This is a genomic window from Halomonas sp. Mc5H-6, assembly GCF_024124705.1.
Lineage (GTDB): Bacteria > Pseudomonadota > Gammaproteobacteria > Pseudomonadales > Halomonadaceae > Vreelandella > Vreelandella subterranea.
The window spans coordinates 140466-158391 of the sequence record NZ_JAMXSI010000006.1 but is presented as its reverse complement, the minus strand read 5'-3'; the positions used below and the strand labels follow the sequence as shown (position 1 = coordinate 158391).

18 protein-coding genes are annotated in these 17926 nt (G+C 56.5%); 13 read left to right on the top strand and 5 right to left on the bottom strand.

Annotated elements, in window-relative coordinates:
- Positions 1–55: 55 nt before the first annotated feature.
- From NH395_RS10720 to NH395_RS10705, 4 genes are all read right to left on the bottom strand, one after another.
- Positions 56–994, bottom strand: coding sequence for an ABC transporter substrate-binding protein (locus NH395_RS10720; RefSeq protein ID WP_253024641.1), 939 nt, complete (start codon positions 992–994; stop codon positions 56–58).
- Positions 995–1171: 177 nt separating this feature from the next.
- Positions 1172–1900, bottom strand: a complete 729-nt coding sequence (locus NH395_RS10715) for an SDR family oxidoreductase (protein WP_253024640.1) — start codon at positions 1898–1900, stop codon at positions 1172–1174.
- Positions 1901–2112: 212 nt separating this feature from the next.
- On the bottom strand, positions 2113–2424 hold the full coding sequence (locus NH395_RS10710; protein ID WP_085918921.1) for an AzlD domain-containing protein: 312 nt from the start codon (positions 2422–2424) through the stop codon (positions 2113–2115).
- Complete coding sequence (locus NH395_RS10705) at positions 2421–3143, bottom strand: AzlC family ABC transporter permease (RefSeq protein ID WP_253024638.1); 723 nt, start codon at positions 3141–3143, stop codon at positions 2421–2423. Before NH395_RS10705 ends, NH395_RS10710 begins: the two co-directional genes overlap by 4 nt.
- Positions 3144–3314: 171 nt before the next feature.
- Here NH395_RS10705 and NH395_RS10700 point away from each other — a divergent pair, with 171 nt between their 5' ends.
- The 6 genes from NH395_RS10700 to NH395_RS10675 all read left to right on the top strand — a co-directional run bounded on the left by NH395_RS10700 (position 3315) and on the right by NH395_RS10675 (position 10524).
- Positions 3315–4451: a C4-dicarboxylate TRAP transporter substrate-binding protein gene (locus NH395_RS10700; RefSeq protein ID WP_253024636.1), complete on the top strand. Its 1137-nt coding sequence runs from the start codon at positions 3315–3317 to the stop codon at positions 4449–4451.
- A gap of 61 nt (positions 4452–4512) precedes the next feature.
- Complete coding sequence (locus tag NH395_RS10695) at positions 4513–5142, top strand: TetR/AcrR family transcriptional regulator (RefSeq protein WP_253024634.1); 630 nt, start codon at positions 4513–4515, stop codon at positions 5140–5142.
- On the top strand, positions 5139–5639 hold the full coding sequence (locus NH395_RS10690; protein ID WP_253024633.1) for a TRAP transporter small permease: 501 nt from the start codon (positions 5139–5141) through the stop codon (positions 5637–5639). Before NH395_RS10695 ends, NH395_RS10690 begins: the two co-directional genes overlap by 4 nt.
- A 10-nt stretch (positions 5640–5649) precedes the next feature.
- Positions 5650–6957 carry a TRAP transporter large permease subunit gene (locus NH395_RS10685; protein ID WP_253024632.1) on the top strand — a complete coding sequence of 436 codons (1308 nt, stop codon included), beginning with the start codon at positions 5650–5652 and terminating at the stop codon, positions 6955–6957.
- A 26-nt stretch (positions 6958–6983) separates the two neighbouring features.
- Complete coding sequence (locus NH395_RS10680) at positions 6984–8210, top strand: amidohydrolase family protein (protein ID WP_253024631.1); 1227 nt, start codon at positions 6984–6986, stop codon at positions 8208–8210.
- 889 nt (positions 8211–9099) lie between these two features.
- Positions 9100–10524 carry an MBL fold metallo-hydrolase gene (locus tag NH395_RS10675; RefSeq protein ID WP_253024630.1) on the top strand — a complete coding sequence of 475 codons (1425 nt, stop codon included), beginning with the start codon at positions 9100–9102 and terminating at the stop codon, positions 10522–10524.
- A 141-nt stretch (positions 10525–10665) separates the two neighbouring features.
- On the opposite strand, the gene NH395_RS10670 is transcribed toward NH395_RS10675, so the two are convergent.
- Positions 10666–11619, bottom strand: a complete 954-nt coding sequence (locus NH395_RS10670; RefSeq protein WP_253024629.1) for a LysR family transcriptional regulator — start codon at positions 11617–11619, stop codon at positions 10666–10668.
- 160 nt (positions 11620–11779) lie between these two features.
- Here NH395_RS10670 and NH395_RS10665 point away from each other — a divergent pair, with 160 nt between their 5' ends.
- The 7 genes from NH395_RS10665 (at position 11780) to speB (ending at position 17918) form a co-directional block, all read left to right on the top strand.
- Positions 11780–12610, top strand: coding sequence for a transporter substrate-binding domain-containing protein (locus tag NH395_RS10665; protein ID WP_253024628.1), 831 nt, complete (start codon positions 11780–11782; stop codon positions 12608–12610).
- 26 nt (positions 12611–12636) lie between these two features.
- Complete coding sequence (locus tag NH395_RS10660; RefSeq protein ID WP_253024627.1) at positions 12637–13293, top strand: amino acid ABC transporter permease; 657 nt, start codon at positions 12637–12639, stop codon at positions 13291–13293.
- Positions 13294–13305: 12 nt separating this feature from the next.
- Complete coding sequence (locus NH395_RS10655) at positions 13306–14004, top strand: amino acid ABC transporter permease (protein WP_253024626.1); 699 nt, start codon at positions 13306–13308, stop codon at positions 14002–14004.
- The gene (locus NH395_RS10650; protein ID WP_290443799.1) at positions 13997–14809 is read left to right on the top strand and encodes an amino acid ABC transporter ATP-binding protein; all 813 of its coding nucleotides are present in this window, start codon (positions 13997–13999) and stop codon (positions 14807–14809) included. The genes NH395_RS10655 and NH395_RS10650 overlap by 8 nt, the downstream gene beginning before the upstream one ends.
- An 82-nt stretch (positions 14810–14891) precedes the next feature.
- Positions 14892–15611, top strand: coding sequence for an urea carboxylase-associated family protein (locus NH395_RS10645; protein WP_253024625.1), 720 nt, complete (start codon positions 14892–14894; stop codon positions 15609–15611).
- Positions 15612–15631: 20 nt separating this feature from the next.
- A complete protein-coding gene (locus NH395_RS10640) occupies positions 15632–16921 on the top strand; it encodes a M20 family metallo-hydrolase (RefSeq protein ID WP_253024623.1) in 1290 nt (429 codons plus the stop codon).
- A 10-nt stretch (positions 16922–16931) separates the two neighbouring features.
- Positions 16932–17918, top strand: coding sequence for an agmatinase (gene speB, locus NH395_RS10635; protein ID WP_253024621.1), 987 nt, complete (start codon positions 16932–16934; stop codon positions 17916–17918).
- Positions 17919–17926: the final 8 nt, after the last annotated feature.

Here is a 17926-nt window from a genome sequence, read left to right as displayed (position 1 = left end):
ACCCTCATGTGCCGCCTGGCGGCGGCACACGTTGTCAGCGTCAGTGGTATCAGGGTTACCAGCTGAAATCGGCGGCTTTATCTCGGTCAATCAGCTCGACGTCGATAGGGATTTCCGCGGGTGCGGTTTCAGCGCCCCAATGCTTGGCCAGCGCCAGGCCCAGGCCCACACGCACCATGTCGGCGGGGTATTGTGCCGAGGTGGCAATGAACTGCGAGTCTTCTTTCTGAATCTCGGCAACGGCTTCGGGGTGGCCGTCGACGCTCACCAGTTTGATATCGTTGCCGCTGGAGTTGATGGCGATCAGGGCACCCAGGGAGCCGATGTCGTTGACGCTGAACAGGCCGTCGAGCTCGGGATTGGCCTGAATCATGTTCTCGGTCACGGACATGGCGTGGGTGCGCTCCTGGCGACCATTCTGCTTGTCGACGACCTCAATGCCGTCGTATTCCGCAAGCGCATCGTTGCAGCCTTCGATACGTTCAAGGATAGGCACGACCGGAATACCGTCCAGTAGCGCCACCTGACCTTCTCCGTCGAGTTCCTGGGCCAGGTAGTCGCAGGCTTTATAACCGGCGTCGTAGTTCTTGGAACCCACGAAGCCGTCCACGGGACCCTCGGCCTGAGCGTCAATGGCAACGGTGGTGACGCCTGCTTCCTCAGCAGCCAGCACCGCCGTTTCGACACCGACCGAGTCGGCGGGGTTGAGTAGCAGGATATCGATATCTTGCTGGATCATATCCTCGACATCACTGACCTGCTTGGAGACATCGTGGCGGGCATCGGTGGTGATCACTTCGGCGCCAATGCTCTCGGCGGCGCTCTCGAGTGCCGCTTGCATGGTCACGAAGTATTCGTTGTTAAGCTCCTGGAAAGACATGCCGATCTTGAGGTTATGCTCATCGGCCGTGGCGGTTCCTGCAGTCAAAACGGCGGCGCTGGCGGCGATGAGCGCCGTCTTGCGAAAGGGTACTGCGATATCATTAATTTTCATGGTTGGCTCCAGATTTGTTGTTGTGGCATTGCTGTTGTGGCATTGCAAGATGCAAGAGAGCTGACATTTATTGAAATGTTAACGTCAACATTGAAAAGCTAGAAGAGTCCTGATGACAAAGCAATAGAACTCAGACCAATGTCTACTAACGCCTGATCACTCTCTCCGAGGTTTACTTTACATATCGAAATTGCTGGGCAGGACCACCATGTCACGAATGGTGACATTGCGAGGGCGAGTCAGCATGTACATGACGGCATCAGATACATCCGTTGGCTCAATAATGCTGCCTGACTCTTTCGCCTTGCGCAGGTTTTCTTCTGGCCAGTCAGCCAGCAAGGCACTGTTGACAGGGCCCGGTGAAACCGAAGCCACACGGATGCCATGTTTCAGGACTTGGCGACGCACGGTCTGGACGAAATTGTTCATGGCCCATTTGGAGGAGGCGTAGACCGGCTCCCAATGGACAGGGAAGTGCCCGGCGACCGAGCTTGTCACCATGATGTCGCCCGTTCCGCGTTCAATCATGTGGGGCAAGACGTTCTGGACGTTCTTCATCACGACGCTGACATTGAGACTCACCATGCGGTCAATGGCATCTGGGTCAGCGTCAAGCAAGTCACCCCCGATGTAGCTACCCGCATTGGCGTGGAAGATATCGAGTTGGCCGGCTTTCTCCAGGATCTGAGACAGCAGCGTTGCGCAGTCCTTGGGATCGAGCAAGTCCATGACCAGAGGAATCGCAGCATCGCCTAACTCCTCACAGATTGCCTTCAGAGCGGCCTGGTCGCGGTCAACCAGTACGACGCGAGCGCCTGATGCAATCATCTCCTTTACAGTCGCAAGCCCAATGCCCGATGCCGCGCCGGTGACGGCGGCTACTTTTCCTTCCAATTCATTAGCCATCAAACTCTCTCCTTTAATTGTCTTTTGTCGTTAAAGCAACTTGACGTTAGACAAACATTTGTACAGCGGGTGAGTGCTGATATTTTTGAATGTTAACGTCAACATTAATGAACACTAGTCGTCCGCCATGGGCAAATCAATGGAGGGTAGACCAATGTCTAGCGTAGTGGCTGGGGGGAGGGCAGGTGCCCACTAGGTTTTGTCATTTACTTTCAGGAAAACCACCACCGCCAGGATGCCGCGCAGGTTATCCCTACCGCGATTGATACCAGGGGGCTTCGCAGGCCAATCGCTACCGCCCCGGCTGCAACGGCTGCAAGCCGCGCGCCTCCGTCTCCATGCACGATCATGGGCGTTATCACGGCAATCAGCACTGAACTTGACATGGCATCGACGAAGCGCCGTACCAGGGGGCTTAAAGGCACCGTTGCCATGATCAACAGCCCCAGGACCCTGGAGCCGTAGGCGATCAGGGCCATTAATGAGATCGCCAATAACGATTGCCAGACCTGCAGCGAACTCATGAGCCAGTTTCCCTGAACCAGCGCCCGGGCAACAGCACGGCGATCACTCCCCCCGTCAGGGCGCCTACCATGACGTGCAGATAGGGGGGGAGCCACCAGTACGCCATGAGCGCGCTGATGGCGGCCGCCAGCCAGGGGACGGCCATGATGGCCCGGGGCTTTCCTCCTACTACGATCATGAGTAGAAAGCAGAGCATGATCACGTCAAGACCGAACCGTTCTGGCTCGGTGATGCCGCCACCAAATACCAGCCCGATGGCGGTCCCTACCACCCAAGCGCTCCATAGCGCGATCCCTCCCCCCAGCAGAACGCCCAGGTTACGCTCACCCCGGTGATATTCCCCCAGGGCCATGGCCCAGTTCGAGTCGGTGAGCAGGATCACCATGGCGAATTGCTGACGGCGCGGCAAGGGCTTGAGCCAGGGGTAGAGTGCTGCACTCATCAGCATATGCCGGGTATGGATGGCCAGGGTGATCGCGGCTAACGCCAGCAAGGGCAGGGGGGAGTGCCACAACTCCAGGGCTGCAAACTGCGACGGTGCGGCAAACACAAAAAGGCTCATCAGCATCGCTTCCCAATCAGCGAGCCCCTGGTGCACGGCCGCAACGCCAAACGCCAAGCCAAACGCCACCGTGAAAGCCGCCAGCGGCAGCATCAGGCGTATCCCTTTCCAGGTGCCCGCTCTATCGAGTCGAGTCGGGTTTTCCTTTGATGTCATCGCGTAACCTTTCGCAAAACGGCAGGCCCTTAAAAACAAACAGACCTGCTTGTTTTTTTGTTTCTTGAAGTCTACATTGAATAACGTGCACTCGCCAATCCGCTAGGTGCCGCCCTATATACAGCAAGATAATAGCAACAAACTGTCGATTAACTCGGCCGGGGAAACTGTATGAACGTTACTCGCAATACGCTACCGCTCGTCGTCGCCGCTCTGGCGCTGCCTGCCTACGTGGCTTCAGCACAAGCATCGACTTCCTTCATCGCCAATTCCTTCTATGACCAACAGCACCCTTTCTCTCGCTATGGTTACATTGAGTGGGCTGAGACGGTGAAAGAGCTTTCCAATGGTGAACTTCAACCCGATGTGTATACCGGGACGGTGCTGTTAGCCCCCCGCGCTAGCCTGCAAGGGATCCAGGATAATATTGCTCAAGTCGCTCATCACGCGGCTATTTACACGCCTTCCGAAATGCCGGTAGCCAATGCCGTGCAGGAGCTGGGGTTCAACTACTCTGATCCGCTGATCAGTGTGCTGGCTGTTACCGACTTCAGCCTGAACAATCCCACGCAACTTGCCGAGTGGGAAGAACTGGATATCGTCTACCTTGGCGCCTACAACACCCCGCCCTATGTGTTGATGTGCCGCGAACCCGTGCGCAACCTTGACGAGCTACGCGGGAAGCGCATCCGCACGGCCGGTTCCACGGTGTCTGCATGGGTCGAAGAAGCGGGTGGCACGCCGGTCAACGTACCTTCCAGCGAGATGTACAGCGGGCTCGACCGCGGTTCACTGGATTGTGCGACTAATGCGGTCAACGATCTGATTGATCGCTCGCTGTGGGAGGTCGCCGAGCACACCACTCTTCTGCCTACCGGTATGTATTGGTCAGGCCCTCAGTGGGGCTTCAACTCCGGTTTCTGGGCTGACCTAAGCGATGAGCAGCGTGAGGTTTTCAAGGAAGCGAGCGCCAAGGCCATGACGCGCATGGTGGTTCAATACATCGGCGCGGCTGAAGCCGCCATGGAAGAGGCTGAAGCAAACGGAACCAATATTTACCAGCCTGAAGAAGACCTGATGGCGTCTGTCGAAACGTTCCGTGAAGAAGCGCTGGAAAATGTCTATGACAAGGCCCGCGATCAATACGGTGTAGAAGACCCGGAGGCGCTGATCGATGACTTCCTGGCCACCTATGACAAGTGGGAAGCCTTGATCAGTGAGGTTGACCGCGAAGACGAAGACGCTTTAGCTGAACTGGCAATGGAAGAAATCTTCGACAAACTTCCTGCAGACTACGGTATTTATTAATGCTTAAACCCCCAGGTCGCCTCACCGAGGCGGCCATGGCCGAGAAAGGTAAGGGTTCGCCATGACAAAGCGAAAGAACCAGGAAGAGCGCTCACACCAAACCCAGACCCGGGTCACGCAAGCGACGATTGAATGCATTCTTGCCAAGGGCATTCGTGCGACCTCTACCGTTGATGTCGCTCGTCAGGCCGGTGTTTCTCGCGGTGCTTTGGTTCATCACTACCCCTCTAAAACGTTGTTGATGCAGGCTGCGCTCGAGGATTTGCTCAACCGTGAGGTTGAAAGCGTCCGGGAGATGGCGATAGGCGTCAGCGAAGGCAGGATGAACTTCGATAGCCTGTTGAAGGCCTTGCATGAGCATTTCAAGGGGGACATGTACATGGTGACCCTTGAGTTCCTGACTAATGCGCGCACCGACCCCGATATAATGAGTGCACTCGTGCCGCTTGCCGCAAGGTTCAATGACTCCTTGGAGAAAATCTGGGAGCAGTTAGTTTCCAGTTCGGAACACACATCGCATCAGAACCGGGTCGCCCTCAATGCCACCCTGTGCATGATGCGAGGCATGGGGGCTCAGAGCATATGGCGTGATGACCCTGAACTTTACAGGGATATGCTGATTTTCTGGAAAGAGACGCTTCTGAAACTGGGTTTTTCTGCCTCGGATTCGACGAGGAGTGAACCCGCATGATTATCGAGCGCTTCGAGTCTCTGAGCCACTGGTTTGCTAAAAGCGCCCTGGTGCTGGCAACGCTCTTCTTGATACTGATGGCGTTGCATGTCTCGCTGGACGTAGCGCTTCGATACGTGTTCGGGAAGTCGTTCGCGGGGACGCTGGAATTTGTTTCTTTCTACTACATGGTTGCTGTGGTCTTTCTGCCGCTGGCCTATGTCGAACTCCAGCAGGAGCACATCAGTGTCGACGTACTCGCCGGAAGACTCCCACCTTTCTTGCAGCTAGTGCTTTACCTGTTTGCCAGTTCGCTCGGCCTGATCTATTTCGGCATGCTCTGCTACCAGAGTTATCTCGATGCCCTGGAGGCCACGCTCAGGCTGGAAACTGCCATGGCGAATTTCCAGTTCTATCTTTGGCCTAGCCGCTGGGCGTTACCGGTTGGTTTTGCCGCCATGTGCCTGGCCATCATCGCCAATATGATCAAGGCGCTGCGTCTACGCCGAGCCCTGTAGGAGTACCCCCATGAGTAATATCGAAATAGGCGTGGCAGGCATTGCCATTGCCTTGGCCCTGATCGCCCTGCGTGTGCCCATTGGCATCGCCCTGGGGCTTGTGTCGATCATCGGCATCAGTGAGTTGACCAATATGCGGGTGGCCTGGGGCATGATTTCGGCCACGCCGTTCGACTTTGCGGGCACCTGGGAACTGACGGCTGCGCCCATGTTCCTGTTCATGGGTTACTTGTGTACCAGTACCCGCATGACCAAGGGGCTCTTCCATGCCATGCGGCTTTACCTGGCTCGATTGCCTGGTGGTTTGGCGGTCTCCAGTGTGATGGCATCCGCCTTCTTCGCTGCCGCCTCTGGCTCCAGTGTTGCTACGTCGGCGGCCATGTCGCGCATTGCCGTCCCCGAGATGCTCAAGCACAACTACAACAAGGGGCTGGCTACAGGTACCGTGGCGGCGTCAGGCACCTTGGGCTCCTTGATTCCTCCCAGCGTGCTGCTGGTGCTCTACGGTGTTTACGCTCAGGTTTCGGTGGGCCAGCTGTTCATGGCCGGTTTTATTCCGGGGGTTCTCTCGGCGCTGCTGTATATCGCCATGATCATGGTGAGGACCAAGCTTAACCCGAGCCTGGCTGGCAACGTTGATGTGCGTTCCACCTGGGACGAGAAATGGGATGCCTTTAAAGATATCTGGCCGTTACCTCTTCTGATTGGTTCTGTACTGGGCGGGATTTTTCTCGGTGTTTTCTCGCCTACCGAAGCAGGCGCCGTGGGCACTACCATCGCGGCCGTCATCGCCTTTGCGCGGCGTTCCCTCACCATGGAGGCTATCAAGGAGGCGCTGGTCAGCACGGCGGTGAGCACTGCGAGTATCTTCATAATCCTGATCGGCTCGTTGTTTTTTACTCGCTTTCTCGCCATGAGTGGGGTGCCTGCTGCCTTCTCCGAGCTGATTCTGGGTGTCAGCACCGAGACGTGGTGGATCATTCTCGCGGTAGCGCTGATCTATCTGGTGTTGGGAATGTTCATTGACTCCATCGGCCTGTTGCTTCTTACGCTGCCGCTGATCCTGCCATTGGTCGAAGGCGCTGATCTCAACTTGATCTGGTTCGGGATTATCGTCGTCAAGCTGCTCGAGGTGGGGTTGGTGACGCCGCCCATCGGGCTGAACGTTTATGTCATCAAGGGTGCGCTGGGTAAAAGCGTCACTCTTTCTGAAGTCTTCAGAGGCGTAAGCTGGTTCATCGTCATGGACATTATCGCCCTGTTATTGATCGTGCTGATTCCAGCACTGTCACTTTATCTCCCACAAAAAATGTTTTAACGCTCGCTCTATTAAAAGGAATTCCAATGAAATCAACTCGTTTTATTAACGCCAACGTTATTGATACGCGTAACGGGAAGGTGCTTGCCAACCAGCAGGTGCGTGTACAAGAGGGCCGTATCGTTGCGGTGAGTGATGCTCAGTTGGATGGTGATGATGACCAGGTCGTTGATGTCCGTGGGCATTTCTTGATGCCGGGTCTGGTTGATTCTCATGTCCATGTGACGGCCATAACGCCCAATTTCGCCTTGCTTGAAACGCTTTCGCCGTTTTATGTCGGCGCCAAGTCGAGTGAGCTGCTGGAAGATATGCTGATGCGTGGTTTCACCACTGTGCGGGATGCCGGTGGTGCCGATTACGGTCTGGCGAAGGCGGTCGATGAAGGGGCTTTGGTTGGGCCGCGCATCATGTACGCTGGCAATGCACTTTCACAGACGGGTGGGCATGCCGATATGCGCGGGCCGGGGCAACAAACCTTCGAAGGCTGCTTCTGTTGCTCTGGCCTGGGCCGGGTTTGCGACGGTGTCAGCGAAGTGCGCCGTGCCGCCCGAGACGAGATCCGCAAGGGCGCCACCCAGATCAAGATCATGGCGTCCGGCGGCGTTTCTTCGCCTACGGATCGTATCGATAGCACTCAGTTTTCTATCGAGGAAATCGACGCTATCGTCGAGGAAGCGACGGCGGCCAATATCCATACCATGGCCCATGCCTATACGGCACGCGCCATCAACCGGCTGATTCCCCGGGGCGTCAAAACCATTGAGCACGGGAACCTGATGGATGAAGAGAGCTGCCGTTTGTTCATCAAGCACGACGCCTACCTGACGCCGACGCTTGCCACCTATGATGCCTTGGCCAAGGAAGGCGTTGAGGCCGGTATGGCGGAGCACTTACAACGCAAGGTGTTTGATGTTCTTGATGCGGGCGGTAAGGCGCTCGAAATGGCACAACGCCATGGCGTCAAGATGCTATTCGGCACGGACTTGCTGGGCCGAATGCAGCGTCATCAGCTCAATGAATTTCATCTTCGCAAAGATGTGGTGCCAACCGATGAGTTGATCCGTACCGCGACCTGCAATGCCGCTGATGCCTTTGATTACGTTGGCGATTTTGGCGAGATTATTCCAGGCGCACGCGGGGACATCATTATCCTCAAGGATAATCCATTGGATGACATCAATGTGCTTACCCAGCCGGATGAACAACTGATGCTCATCATGAAAGACGGTGCCTTTTATAAAAATACACTGTAGTTAACTGCGTAATATGTGCTGAAGAGGCCGTTATAAGGCCTCTTTGGTCAAGTGCTGGTTACCATGGGTCTTTCGACCTGCGCGATACAAGACTTCGTCGGGGGATCGCTTTGGTGGCTTGATCCTTTCTGATCGCCCAATGAATTGGGCTCCTACAACCCCCGATGCACATGCGCTGGTAGTTGGCACTCAGCCCCTGTTGGAGCCAGACTTCGTCGGGCGATCTCCTTCGGTGGCGGGATGATTGCTGATCGCTCAATGAATTGAGCTCCTACGAACCCCACTTGCACTTGGTTTAGTGGATCCTGTCAGCCCCTGTAGGTGCAAAACTTCGTCGGGCGATAGCCCTTGGTGGCTCGATCATTGCTGATCGGTCAATGAATTGAACTCCTACGAACCCCACTTGCACTTGGTTTAGTAGAGTCTTCCAGCTCTGTAGGAGCCAGACTTCGTCGGGCGATCTCCTTCGGTGGCGGGATGATTGCTGATCGCTCAATGAATTGAGCTCCTACGAACCCCACTTGCACTTGGTTTAGTAGAGTCTTCCAGCCCTGTAGGAGCCTGACTTCGTCGGGCGACCTCCTTCGGTGGCGGGATGATTGCTGATCGCTCAATGAATTGAGCTCCTACGAACCCCACTTGCACTTGGTTTAGTAGAGTCTTCCAGCCCTGTAGTTGCCAGACTTTGTCGGGCGATCTCCTTCGGTGGCGGGATGATTGCTGATCGCTCAATGAATTGAGCTCCTACAAAACCCGCCTGCAACAGATTTTGGTAACACTGCCAGCCCTGTAGCGATCGGTTGGTCTATAAGCGCTTGGCTTTGCCAGGCGCTTTTTTATTTAATGTGATACGTTTTTTATTTAGGGATCGCTAAATAGGGATATCAAGATGGGCGCGCAGACTACGTGGCCGGAGATTCGTCATCACGGTGGGGCAGGCGGGGTAACGGGTAGCTGTCATCAACTGATGGCGAGCAGTGAGCACTCGCTACTGGTGGACTGCGGGTTGTTCCAGGGGGAAGACGCCGCCGAGGATAGCCTGGCGCAGCTTGAGGTGGGCTTTGATATCAGCACGCTGAAAGCGTTGGTGATTACCCATGTGCATATTGACCATGTGGGCCGTCTGCCGTATTTGCTGGCCGCGGGCTTTAAAGGGCCCATTCTATGCTCTGAGCCAACGGCTGTGTTGCTGCCGCTGGTGATCGAGGATGCCTTGAAGATTGGCTTTACCCGCAATGCGCGGTTGATCGAGCAGTTTCAGGCGCAGCTTCAAAAGCAGTTGGTACCGCTTCCCTATGGTAAATGGCACACGCTAGTGGACGATCACACCCTTGCCATGCGGGTGAAGCTCAAGCGGGCGGGGCATATTCTGGGCTCCAGCTACGTTGAGGTGGCGCTGAACGATAAGCTGAAAAGCATCAAACAGCGGGCGGTGTTCTCGGGCGACCTGGGTGCGCCTTACACGCCGCTGCTACCTGCGCCGAAATCGCCGTATCAGGCGGATGTGCTGGTGCTTGAGTCCACCTACGGTAACCGCAACCATGAAGGTCGCCGCGAGCGCGGGCTGGCGCTGAAAAATGCCATCGAGCAAGCGCTGACTAACCGGGGAACGGTGATCATTCCGGCGTTCAGTATTGGCCGCACGCAGGAACTGCTGTATGAGCTGGAAACCATTGTGCATGCCGCGCCGCCATCGTCTGACTGGCGCTCGCTTGAAGTGATTGTTGACTCACCGCTGGCGGCGCGCTTTACGCGGGTGTATCGCCAATTGAAGCCGTTCTGGGACGCCGAGGCGCAGCGCCGTTTGCGCTCGGGCAGGCACCCGCTGAGCTTCGAGAATGTGTACACGGTGGATGAGCACGAGACCCATGAGCGAACCGTGCGCTACCTGGCTGAAAGCGGCCGCCCGGCGGTGGTGATTGCCGCCAGCGGTATGTGCGCGGGCGGGCGCGTGGTGAACTATCTGAAGGCGATGCTGGGCGATCCGCGTCATCAGGTGCTGTTTGTGGGTTATCAAGGCGCCGGTACGCCAGGGCGGGATATTCAGCGGTACGGGCCGGAAGGTGGTTGGGTGGCGCTTGATGGTGAGCGGGTGAATATTCGGGCGGGTATCACCACCATCAGCGGCTACTCGGCCCATGCCGGGCAGCGCGACTTGCTTAATTTCATCAAGCGGATGCGCCGCTGGCCGCGCGAGGTGCGTTTAGTTCACGGCGATGACCACGCACGTCAGGCACTGAAAGAATCCATCGAAGCAATGGCCGATAAAGCCGGTCGGCCGGTCAATGTCGTTTTGCCTTCGGTGCATGAGTAACGTTTTGTGGCGGGAGTAATCCGGATCGCGCAGTAAGTTGCGTTCCTGATGGGCTGGTAAACGATCCCACTACATCCAGGCCGTCATTGTTCAGATCGGCAAGGTCTCTTTCCACTGCCAGTAAAAGCGGTGATGCCCAGCCTAACTGTCCCCATCAACCATGAAGTCCTCGCCTTTATCGGCATCAATCAGGTGCGATTGTTGCCAAAGCCTGGAGACGAGTTCCTGGATAAAGGTCCGCACGATAAGAGAGGGCCGCCGACCTGCACGCGTCACGACACAAAAGGGCGAAGCAATTTCCACCTGATCGGGCAATAGCGCTTTGAGCTCACCACGTTCAACCCAATGAGCGGCGTAGTAATGGGGTAAATTGCCAATGAAGTGGCCGCTCAATATCATCAATGCCTGGGCCTCCATGTTGGAGGCATGCGCACCAACGTGGGCATTGGGGAAGCTCTTGAGCTCCTGGAGGTTGGCGTAAGGCCTGACCACAAAGGCATGTTGAATCACTTCTTCCACCGTGAGTTGACGACTGTCGCGTTCAAACAGCGGATGGCGTTTCGCGCAATAGATGCCATGCACCTCGGTATAGACCTGACGATGCTGCAAGCCTTCCATTTGGGCGGTTTCAGGCAAGATCCCGAGCTGCACCTCTCCGTTGGCGATTTCACCGATCAAACGGTCGGGGCTACTCACATTGATATTCAGGCGTGCCTTGGGGTTTTTGCGTAAAAACTCACCAATAACGCCCTGCAGATCAAGGTCGACATCCATGATCGTGTTATCGACCACCCCTAAGCGCAGGGTGCCATAGACGGAACTGCGTAACTCGCTCATCTCGCTGTCAAAATCATCGACCGACGCCAGTAGTAATTTGGCACGCTCATAGACAATGGCACCCCGTTCGGTCAGCTCAAACCCCTGCCTTCCCCGTCGACAGACGGTAAATCCCACGCGTTCTTCAAGCGCTCGAATGTGAAAGCTGACCGCGGATTGGCTCATGTGGAGCGCCGTTTGCGCACCGGCAAAACCACGATGCTCGGTAACGGCCAGAAAGACGGAAAGGCTTTTAAGATCGGCAGCTGAAAGCTTCATGAGAATGCTCTACGTTAGTGCGTTTAACATCAATAAAACGGGAGTGAACATCGAAAGATAGCAATTTTATTGTTGCATGGTTCCTGCTTAACTCAAGGTGTTGTTGCTCAGATGGCCTGCGCCACTGAGATCCGAGCATCACTTGTCCGAGGAGATCCCCATGCATCCCACAACGGCTATTACCGCTGGTTTACTGCTCAGCGTCAGCTTTGCCTCCACCGCCCACAGCGATTTGCTCGACGATATTCGCTCAGAGGGCACGTTTACGGTCGGCACTGAAGCGCGTTTTGCCCCGTTTGAATACATTGAAGACGGTGAAATCGTCGGCTATTCAGCTGACGTCATGGAATACATCATGCCTGAGCTTGGTGAGGACGTGGAATTGATCCGCATGGACCTGCCGTGGCAAGGCATTCTGCCGGGTCTGGAGCGCGAGCGGTTTGATTATGTCATCACCTCCGTGACCGCCACCCCTGAACGCATGGAGCGCTATCACCTAAGCGCCCCCATTGCCGATGCCACCATGGCGATCCTTAAACGCACCGGTGAAGACGATATCAGTTCCCCTGAAGACATCGCGGGCAAAGTGGCGGCAGCCCAGTCGGGTTCCGCGCAATTGGACGCACTGGAAGCGCTAGCCGCTGAGCTAGAGGCAGTAGGCACGCCGGTTGAGGACATTCGCACCTACACTGGCGTCGATGAGGCCTATGCCGAGCTGGGCACCGGCCGTGTCGATGTGGTCATCAACAGCTTGCCTAACCTGCTGGAAGCCGAGCGTACGCGCCCAGAGGTCTTTGAGGTGGTCGGCACCTTTGGGGATCCGGTCTACTTCTCTTGGGCGGGCCGTGATGATCAAGAGAGCGCATCGCTTAATGCCTTTATGGACGAGCAAATCCAGCGACTCAATGAAGACGGTACGCTCGCCGAGCTACAGGAAAAATGGTTCGGCTCCCCCATGGAGCTGCCTGACGAACTTCCTTCCGCTGAATAACCCGCCACTACCGCTCTGAGTGCCACATGTTTGAGATTCTGCTCAACCACTATCCGGCCCTTGCTGAAGGCTTGACCACCACACTGGTGGTCTCGCTTTCCGCCATCGCATTGGGCTTGGTATTCGGTGTCTTGATGGCGTTCGGGCTGATGAGCCGCCATCGCCTACTAGCCTGGCCATGCGGCCTTTACCGGAGCTTCTGGCGAGGGACGCCCATCCTGCTGCAGTTGCTGTTGGTCTACTACCTGCTACCGGAAGTGGGCATCGAGATAGCGCCTATTTATGCCGCAATCCTGACGCTCACCTTGAACACGGCGGCGTTTCAATCGGAAATTTTTCGTAGCGGGATCAGCCACATTCCTGCGGGTCAAATAGAAGCCGCCCGAATGGCAGGCATATCTACCTGGCAAATCCGAAAGCGCATCATCATGCCTCAGGTGTTCCGCCTGACGTTGCCACCCCTGACCAATGAAATCATCACTATCCTCAAAAACTCTTCGCTCATCTCGGTAATTGCGGTCACGGAATTGATGCGGGTTAGTGAGCAGATTGCATCGCGCACGTTTCAGCCACTGGAAACGTACTTGGCGGCGGCGCTGCTTTATCTGGCCGTGAACCTGGTGCTGGCCCGCGTCAGCGCTTACCTGGAACGCCGCATGGTCGGCGGTCTGGCCACCGAATAAGGGAGCGCCTGAATGTTTGATATCACCATCCTATGGGAAACACGTGAACTTATTCTACAAGGCTTGTGGAACACGGTCTGGATCTGCTTTCTAGGCTGCTTGCTGGCCCTTTCGCTGGGGTTGGTGCTTGCCGCCCTCAGGCTCGCGAACCCACGGATATTCAGCTATCCGGTGGCTTGCTACGTCGAGCTATGCCGCGGGATTCCCCTGCTGATTCTGCTGTTTTTACTCTACTACGGCGGCCCCAGCATCGGCTTGACCTTAAGCGCGAGCGTCGCTGGCGTTGTCGGCATCGGCCTGTATGGCGCGGGATATTTTGCTGAAATTTATCGCGGCGGCTTCAAGTCGGTTCCAAAAGGGCACCTGGAAGCGGCGCGCATGCTCGGTATTTCCCCATGGCATGTGTTAACCCGCATCCAGATTCCTCAAATGGCGCGTTTGATAGTGCCGCCTAGCACCAACCAGCTAATCATTTTGGTGAAGGAGTCTGCCCTGATATCGATCATCTCGGTGGATGACCTGACCAAAAATGCCACGTCTATCGTCAATCAGACGTTTCAAGTCATTGAGCCCTACCTGGCGGTTGCCTTGCTCTACTGGCTGATCATTGAACTGATTGCGCGAGGTGGCTATGCACTGGAGAAGCGCTTGGCCAACCGTCAACCACGCCCCATCCAACCACGAGGAGGTACCCGCCATGCCCATGGTTGACTCGTTAGCGACAACACCGTCTACCCGACAAAAAGCGATCGTCGAGGCGCAGGGCGTAAGCAAGCAATTTGGCGACCTTGAGGTGCTGACCGATATCGACTTCAGCCTTTCGCCTTCCGAGGTGGTGTGTGTGATAGGGCCTTCTGGCTCAGGTAAATCGACCCTGTTGCGTTGCCTGGCTTTTTTGGAGCCCTATGACCACGGCAGCGTTTATATAGACAGCCAACTATTGGGCTACGAAGACAGCGGTGGGAAACGCGTTCGCACCAGTGAAAAGCGCGTGGACGAAGTGCGTGCTCCCGTCGGCATGGTGTTTCAGCATTTCCATTTATGGCCGCATCGCACCGCGATTGAGAACGTGACCGAAGCGCTGCGACTGGTCAACGGCCTCTCGCGCCGAGAGGCTGACGAGGAGGGCATGGCCATGCTTGAGCAAGTCGGCCTGGCCGACCGTGCCGGGCATTTTCCCGAGAGCCTTTCTGGCGGGCAGAAGCAGCGAGTCGCCATTGCCAGAGCGCTGGCCATGAAGCCCCGAGTGATGTTTTTCGATGAACCTACTTCCGCGCTCGACCCTGAGCTGGTTGGGGAAGTGCTGGAGGTAATGAATAAGCTGGCTGCCGACGGCATGACCATGGTGGTGGTCACTCACGAAATGGGCTTTGCCGCAAAAGTGGCCGACCGGGTGATCTTTATGGATCAAGGCCGCGTGGTGGAGAGCGGCGCGCCGGACAAGCTATTCCGCCACCCCCAAAGCGAACGCCTTCAGCAATTTCTTAACACCTGGCGCGAGCGAAATATCGAATAACGGACGTACTGCGTCTATCAACAAGTGTCATTCATTTTTCACAACAACGTAAAGGCTATTGCCACCACCCTTGGAGAACCCTATGAATACTGCGACACCCTTTGATCATGCGCGTATTGAGCAACTGCCCAAAAGCAACACTGAGCCCTGCGGGCACAACCACACCCTGGACACGCCAATCTCTCCAGACGGCACGCCGGTCCTGGGGGAGCGTTATGAAGTGGCTGCCCGGGGTGGCCGAGCAGTGCGTCTAAAAGCGGGACAAACTATCCGCATCATCAATACGCACGGAACCCAGGTGTGCGATACCTGGGCGTTCAGCACCCACAATCTCAACGAATTCATGTCCTGGGAGCACGGCCGTGCCTGGCTCAGCGGGTTAATCCCCAAAGTCGGCGACCCGCTGATAAGCAACCGTCGCCGTCCGATCATGACCCTGACGGCGGATACCTCACCGGGCATTCACGATACGCTAATGGCCGCCTGCGACCTGTTTCGCTACATGACATTAGGCGTCAAGGATTACCACGACAATTGCGCTGATAACCTGCGCCTGGCCATGAAAGCCATTGGCATTGATGCCCCCGAAGTTCCCCAACCGTTCAATCTGTGGATGAACATCCCGGTTAACGATCAGATGAACGTTGACTGGTGCCCGCCTGTGTCTAAGCCGGGTGATTACGTCGACCTGCGCGCTGAAATGGACTGTGTCGTGGCCATGTCGTCTTGCCCTCAGGACATCATCCCGATCAATGGGGAGGACTGCGAGCCGGTAGAAGTGCATTTCGAGGTTCACGAATAAACGCAACCACGGAGAACTCAATGGTCAACGAGCCTGCCTCATCCAACGATCCTGCCGCTTGTGATTCGCCTGCGATTGCGGCCGCCGTCAACCCGCAGCGATTGGCCAATGACCTGGCGACGCTTGCGATGATCGGTGCTCGCGAAGACGGCGGTGTGGCGCGTTTAGCGTTGGATGACAATGACACCAGGGCACGTCTCTGGCTTGTTGAACAGGCCAGCGAACTGGGCGCTCAAGCGAGCGTCGACGCGATGGGGAACGTATTTCTCGACCTACCCGGCAGCGACCCCGAGTTAGCCCCTGTCGTGACAGGCAGTCATCTGGACAGCCAACCGGCAGGTGGCAAGTACGATGGTGCATTGGGGGTATTAGCCGGTCTTGAAGCACTTCGCGCGCTCAAAGCGGCTGGCTTTACCCCACGCCACCCTTTGTCACTGGTGAGCTGGACCAACGAAGAAGGGGCGCGTTTCTCCCCAGGCACCTCCGGGTCAGCGGTTTTCTGCAATGTGCGAAGCCTTGAGGAAACCCGGCGGATTAAAGATAGCGAGGGCGTGACGATGGGGCATGCCCTAGATACGTGCTTGGCCGAAATGGACGCCGCCGACGTACCGCGTCGTTCGTTGGCGACGCCTATGCACGCCTTTATCGAGCTGCACATTGAGCAAGGCCCCATCCTTGAGCGCGAGGGGGCCTCTGTGGGGGTCGTCGAGGGCATTCAGGGCGTTAGTTGGCTTGAAGTCACCGTCACAGGTACTGCCAACCATGCGGGCACCACACCCCGTGCCCATCGTCGCGATGCATTCGAGGGAGCCTGCGCAGTGGCAACCGCGCTACGGGAAGCGGCACGGGATAGCGAAGACCGCGTGCGCTTTACCATCGGCAAATTCGATGTCAGCCCTGGCTCGGTGAACACGATTCCTGACCGCGTCACCTTCAGTATCGATTTAAGACACCCCGAGGCAGCAACACTCAAAGCATTGGAAGCCAAGTTCGATGACATCACGCAACACACCTGGGCAGGTTGCCGGGTAACGCTTGCCGCGTTATCGCGCATTGAGCCGGTGGCCTTTCCTGACGCCCTGACGGCTCAGATTGATGCCGCTGCAGGTGAGCTTGGGATCACAGCACCTCGCTTGGTATCGGGGGCCTTTCATGATGCCATTCACCTCGCCAACCATTGCCCAACCGCCATGCTGTTCGTGCCTTGTCACCATGGTCTCAGTCATCACCCGGATGAACATACCGAACTCGATGACGCCGTCGTAGGCACGCAACTGCTAGCTGCCAGCTTGGCGCGCTTAAGCCGATAAGGAGCATAAAATGGTAAAAGGTACAGACGGTACCCGCCGAAATGCCGCCACTGGCGAACCTTACCTACCCCGCCACGAACCCCGTTATCGAGAGATCGCAAGCTTCCTGCGGGCCCCGCTTGCCGACACCTTGGAAGCGCTGGATATTGCCTTGGTGGGCATTCCCTTTGATGGCGGTGTCAGCAATCGTCCCGGCACCCGCCACGGACCGCGTGACATTCGCAACCAGTCGAGCATGATGCGTAGCGCGCATCACGTTACCGGACTGGATCCCTTTGCCCAGGCACGCATCGCTGACATCGGCGATGTTCGATTCTCCTCAATCTATGACCTTGAAAAAGTCTCTGATGATATTGCTGCCTATTACACGGCCATTCGAAACGCCGGTGTTATTCCGCTGAGCGCTGGTGGCGATCATTCAATCACGTTTCCCATTTTACGCGGCTTAGCGGCCGACGGCCCCGTCGGCTTGATCCAGATTGACGCCCACACCGATACCTGGGACGAGTTTCAGGGATCAAAATTTCACCATGGCGGCCCGTTTCGGCTCGCATGTGAACGGGGCCTGATCGACCCCAAGCGCACCGTGCAGATCGGCATTCGTGGTGCCCAGAACACGACGCAAGGCTGGGACTATTCTCATGACACTGGCATGCGCGTCATGTTTATGGAAGAAGTGGATGCGCTGGGTATGGACGCGGTCATCGCGGAAGCCCGACGTGTCGTCGGCGATGGGCCGGTGTATCTGTCGTTCGATATCGACAGCATCGACCCCGCGTTCGCCCCTGGCACCGGTACACCCGAGGTCGGCGGCCTCACCAGCCTGCAAGCACTCCAGCTCGTCCGTGGCTTCCGCGGTTTACCGCTCATTGGGGCTGATGTCGTAGAAGTATCACCCCCCTTTGATCCCAGCGGTATCACGGCATTGATGGGCGCTACTCTCATGTATGAGCTGCTTTGCTTGATGGCTGACGGGGTTGATAACGCAAGAACCTAAAATGCTTC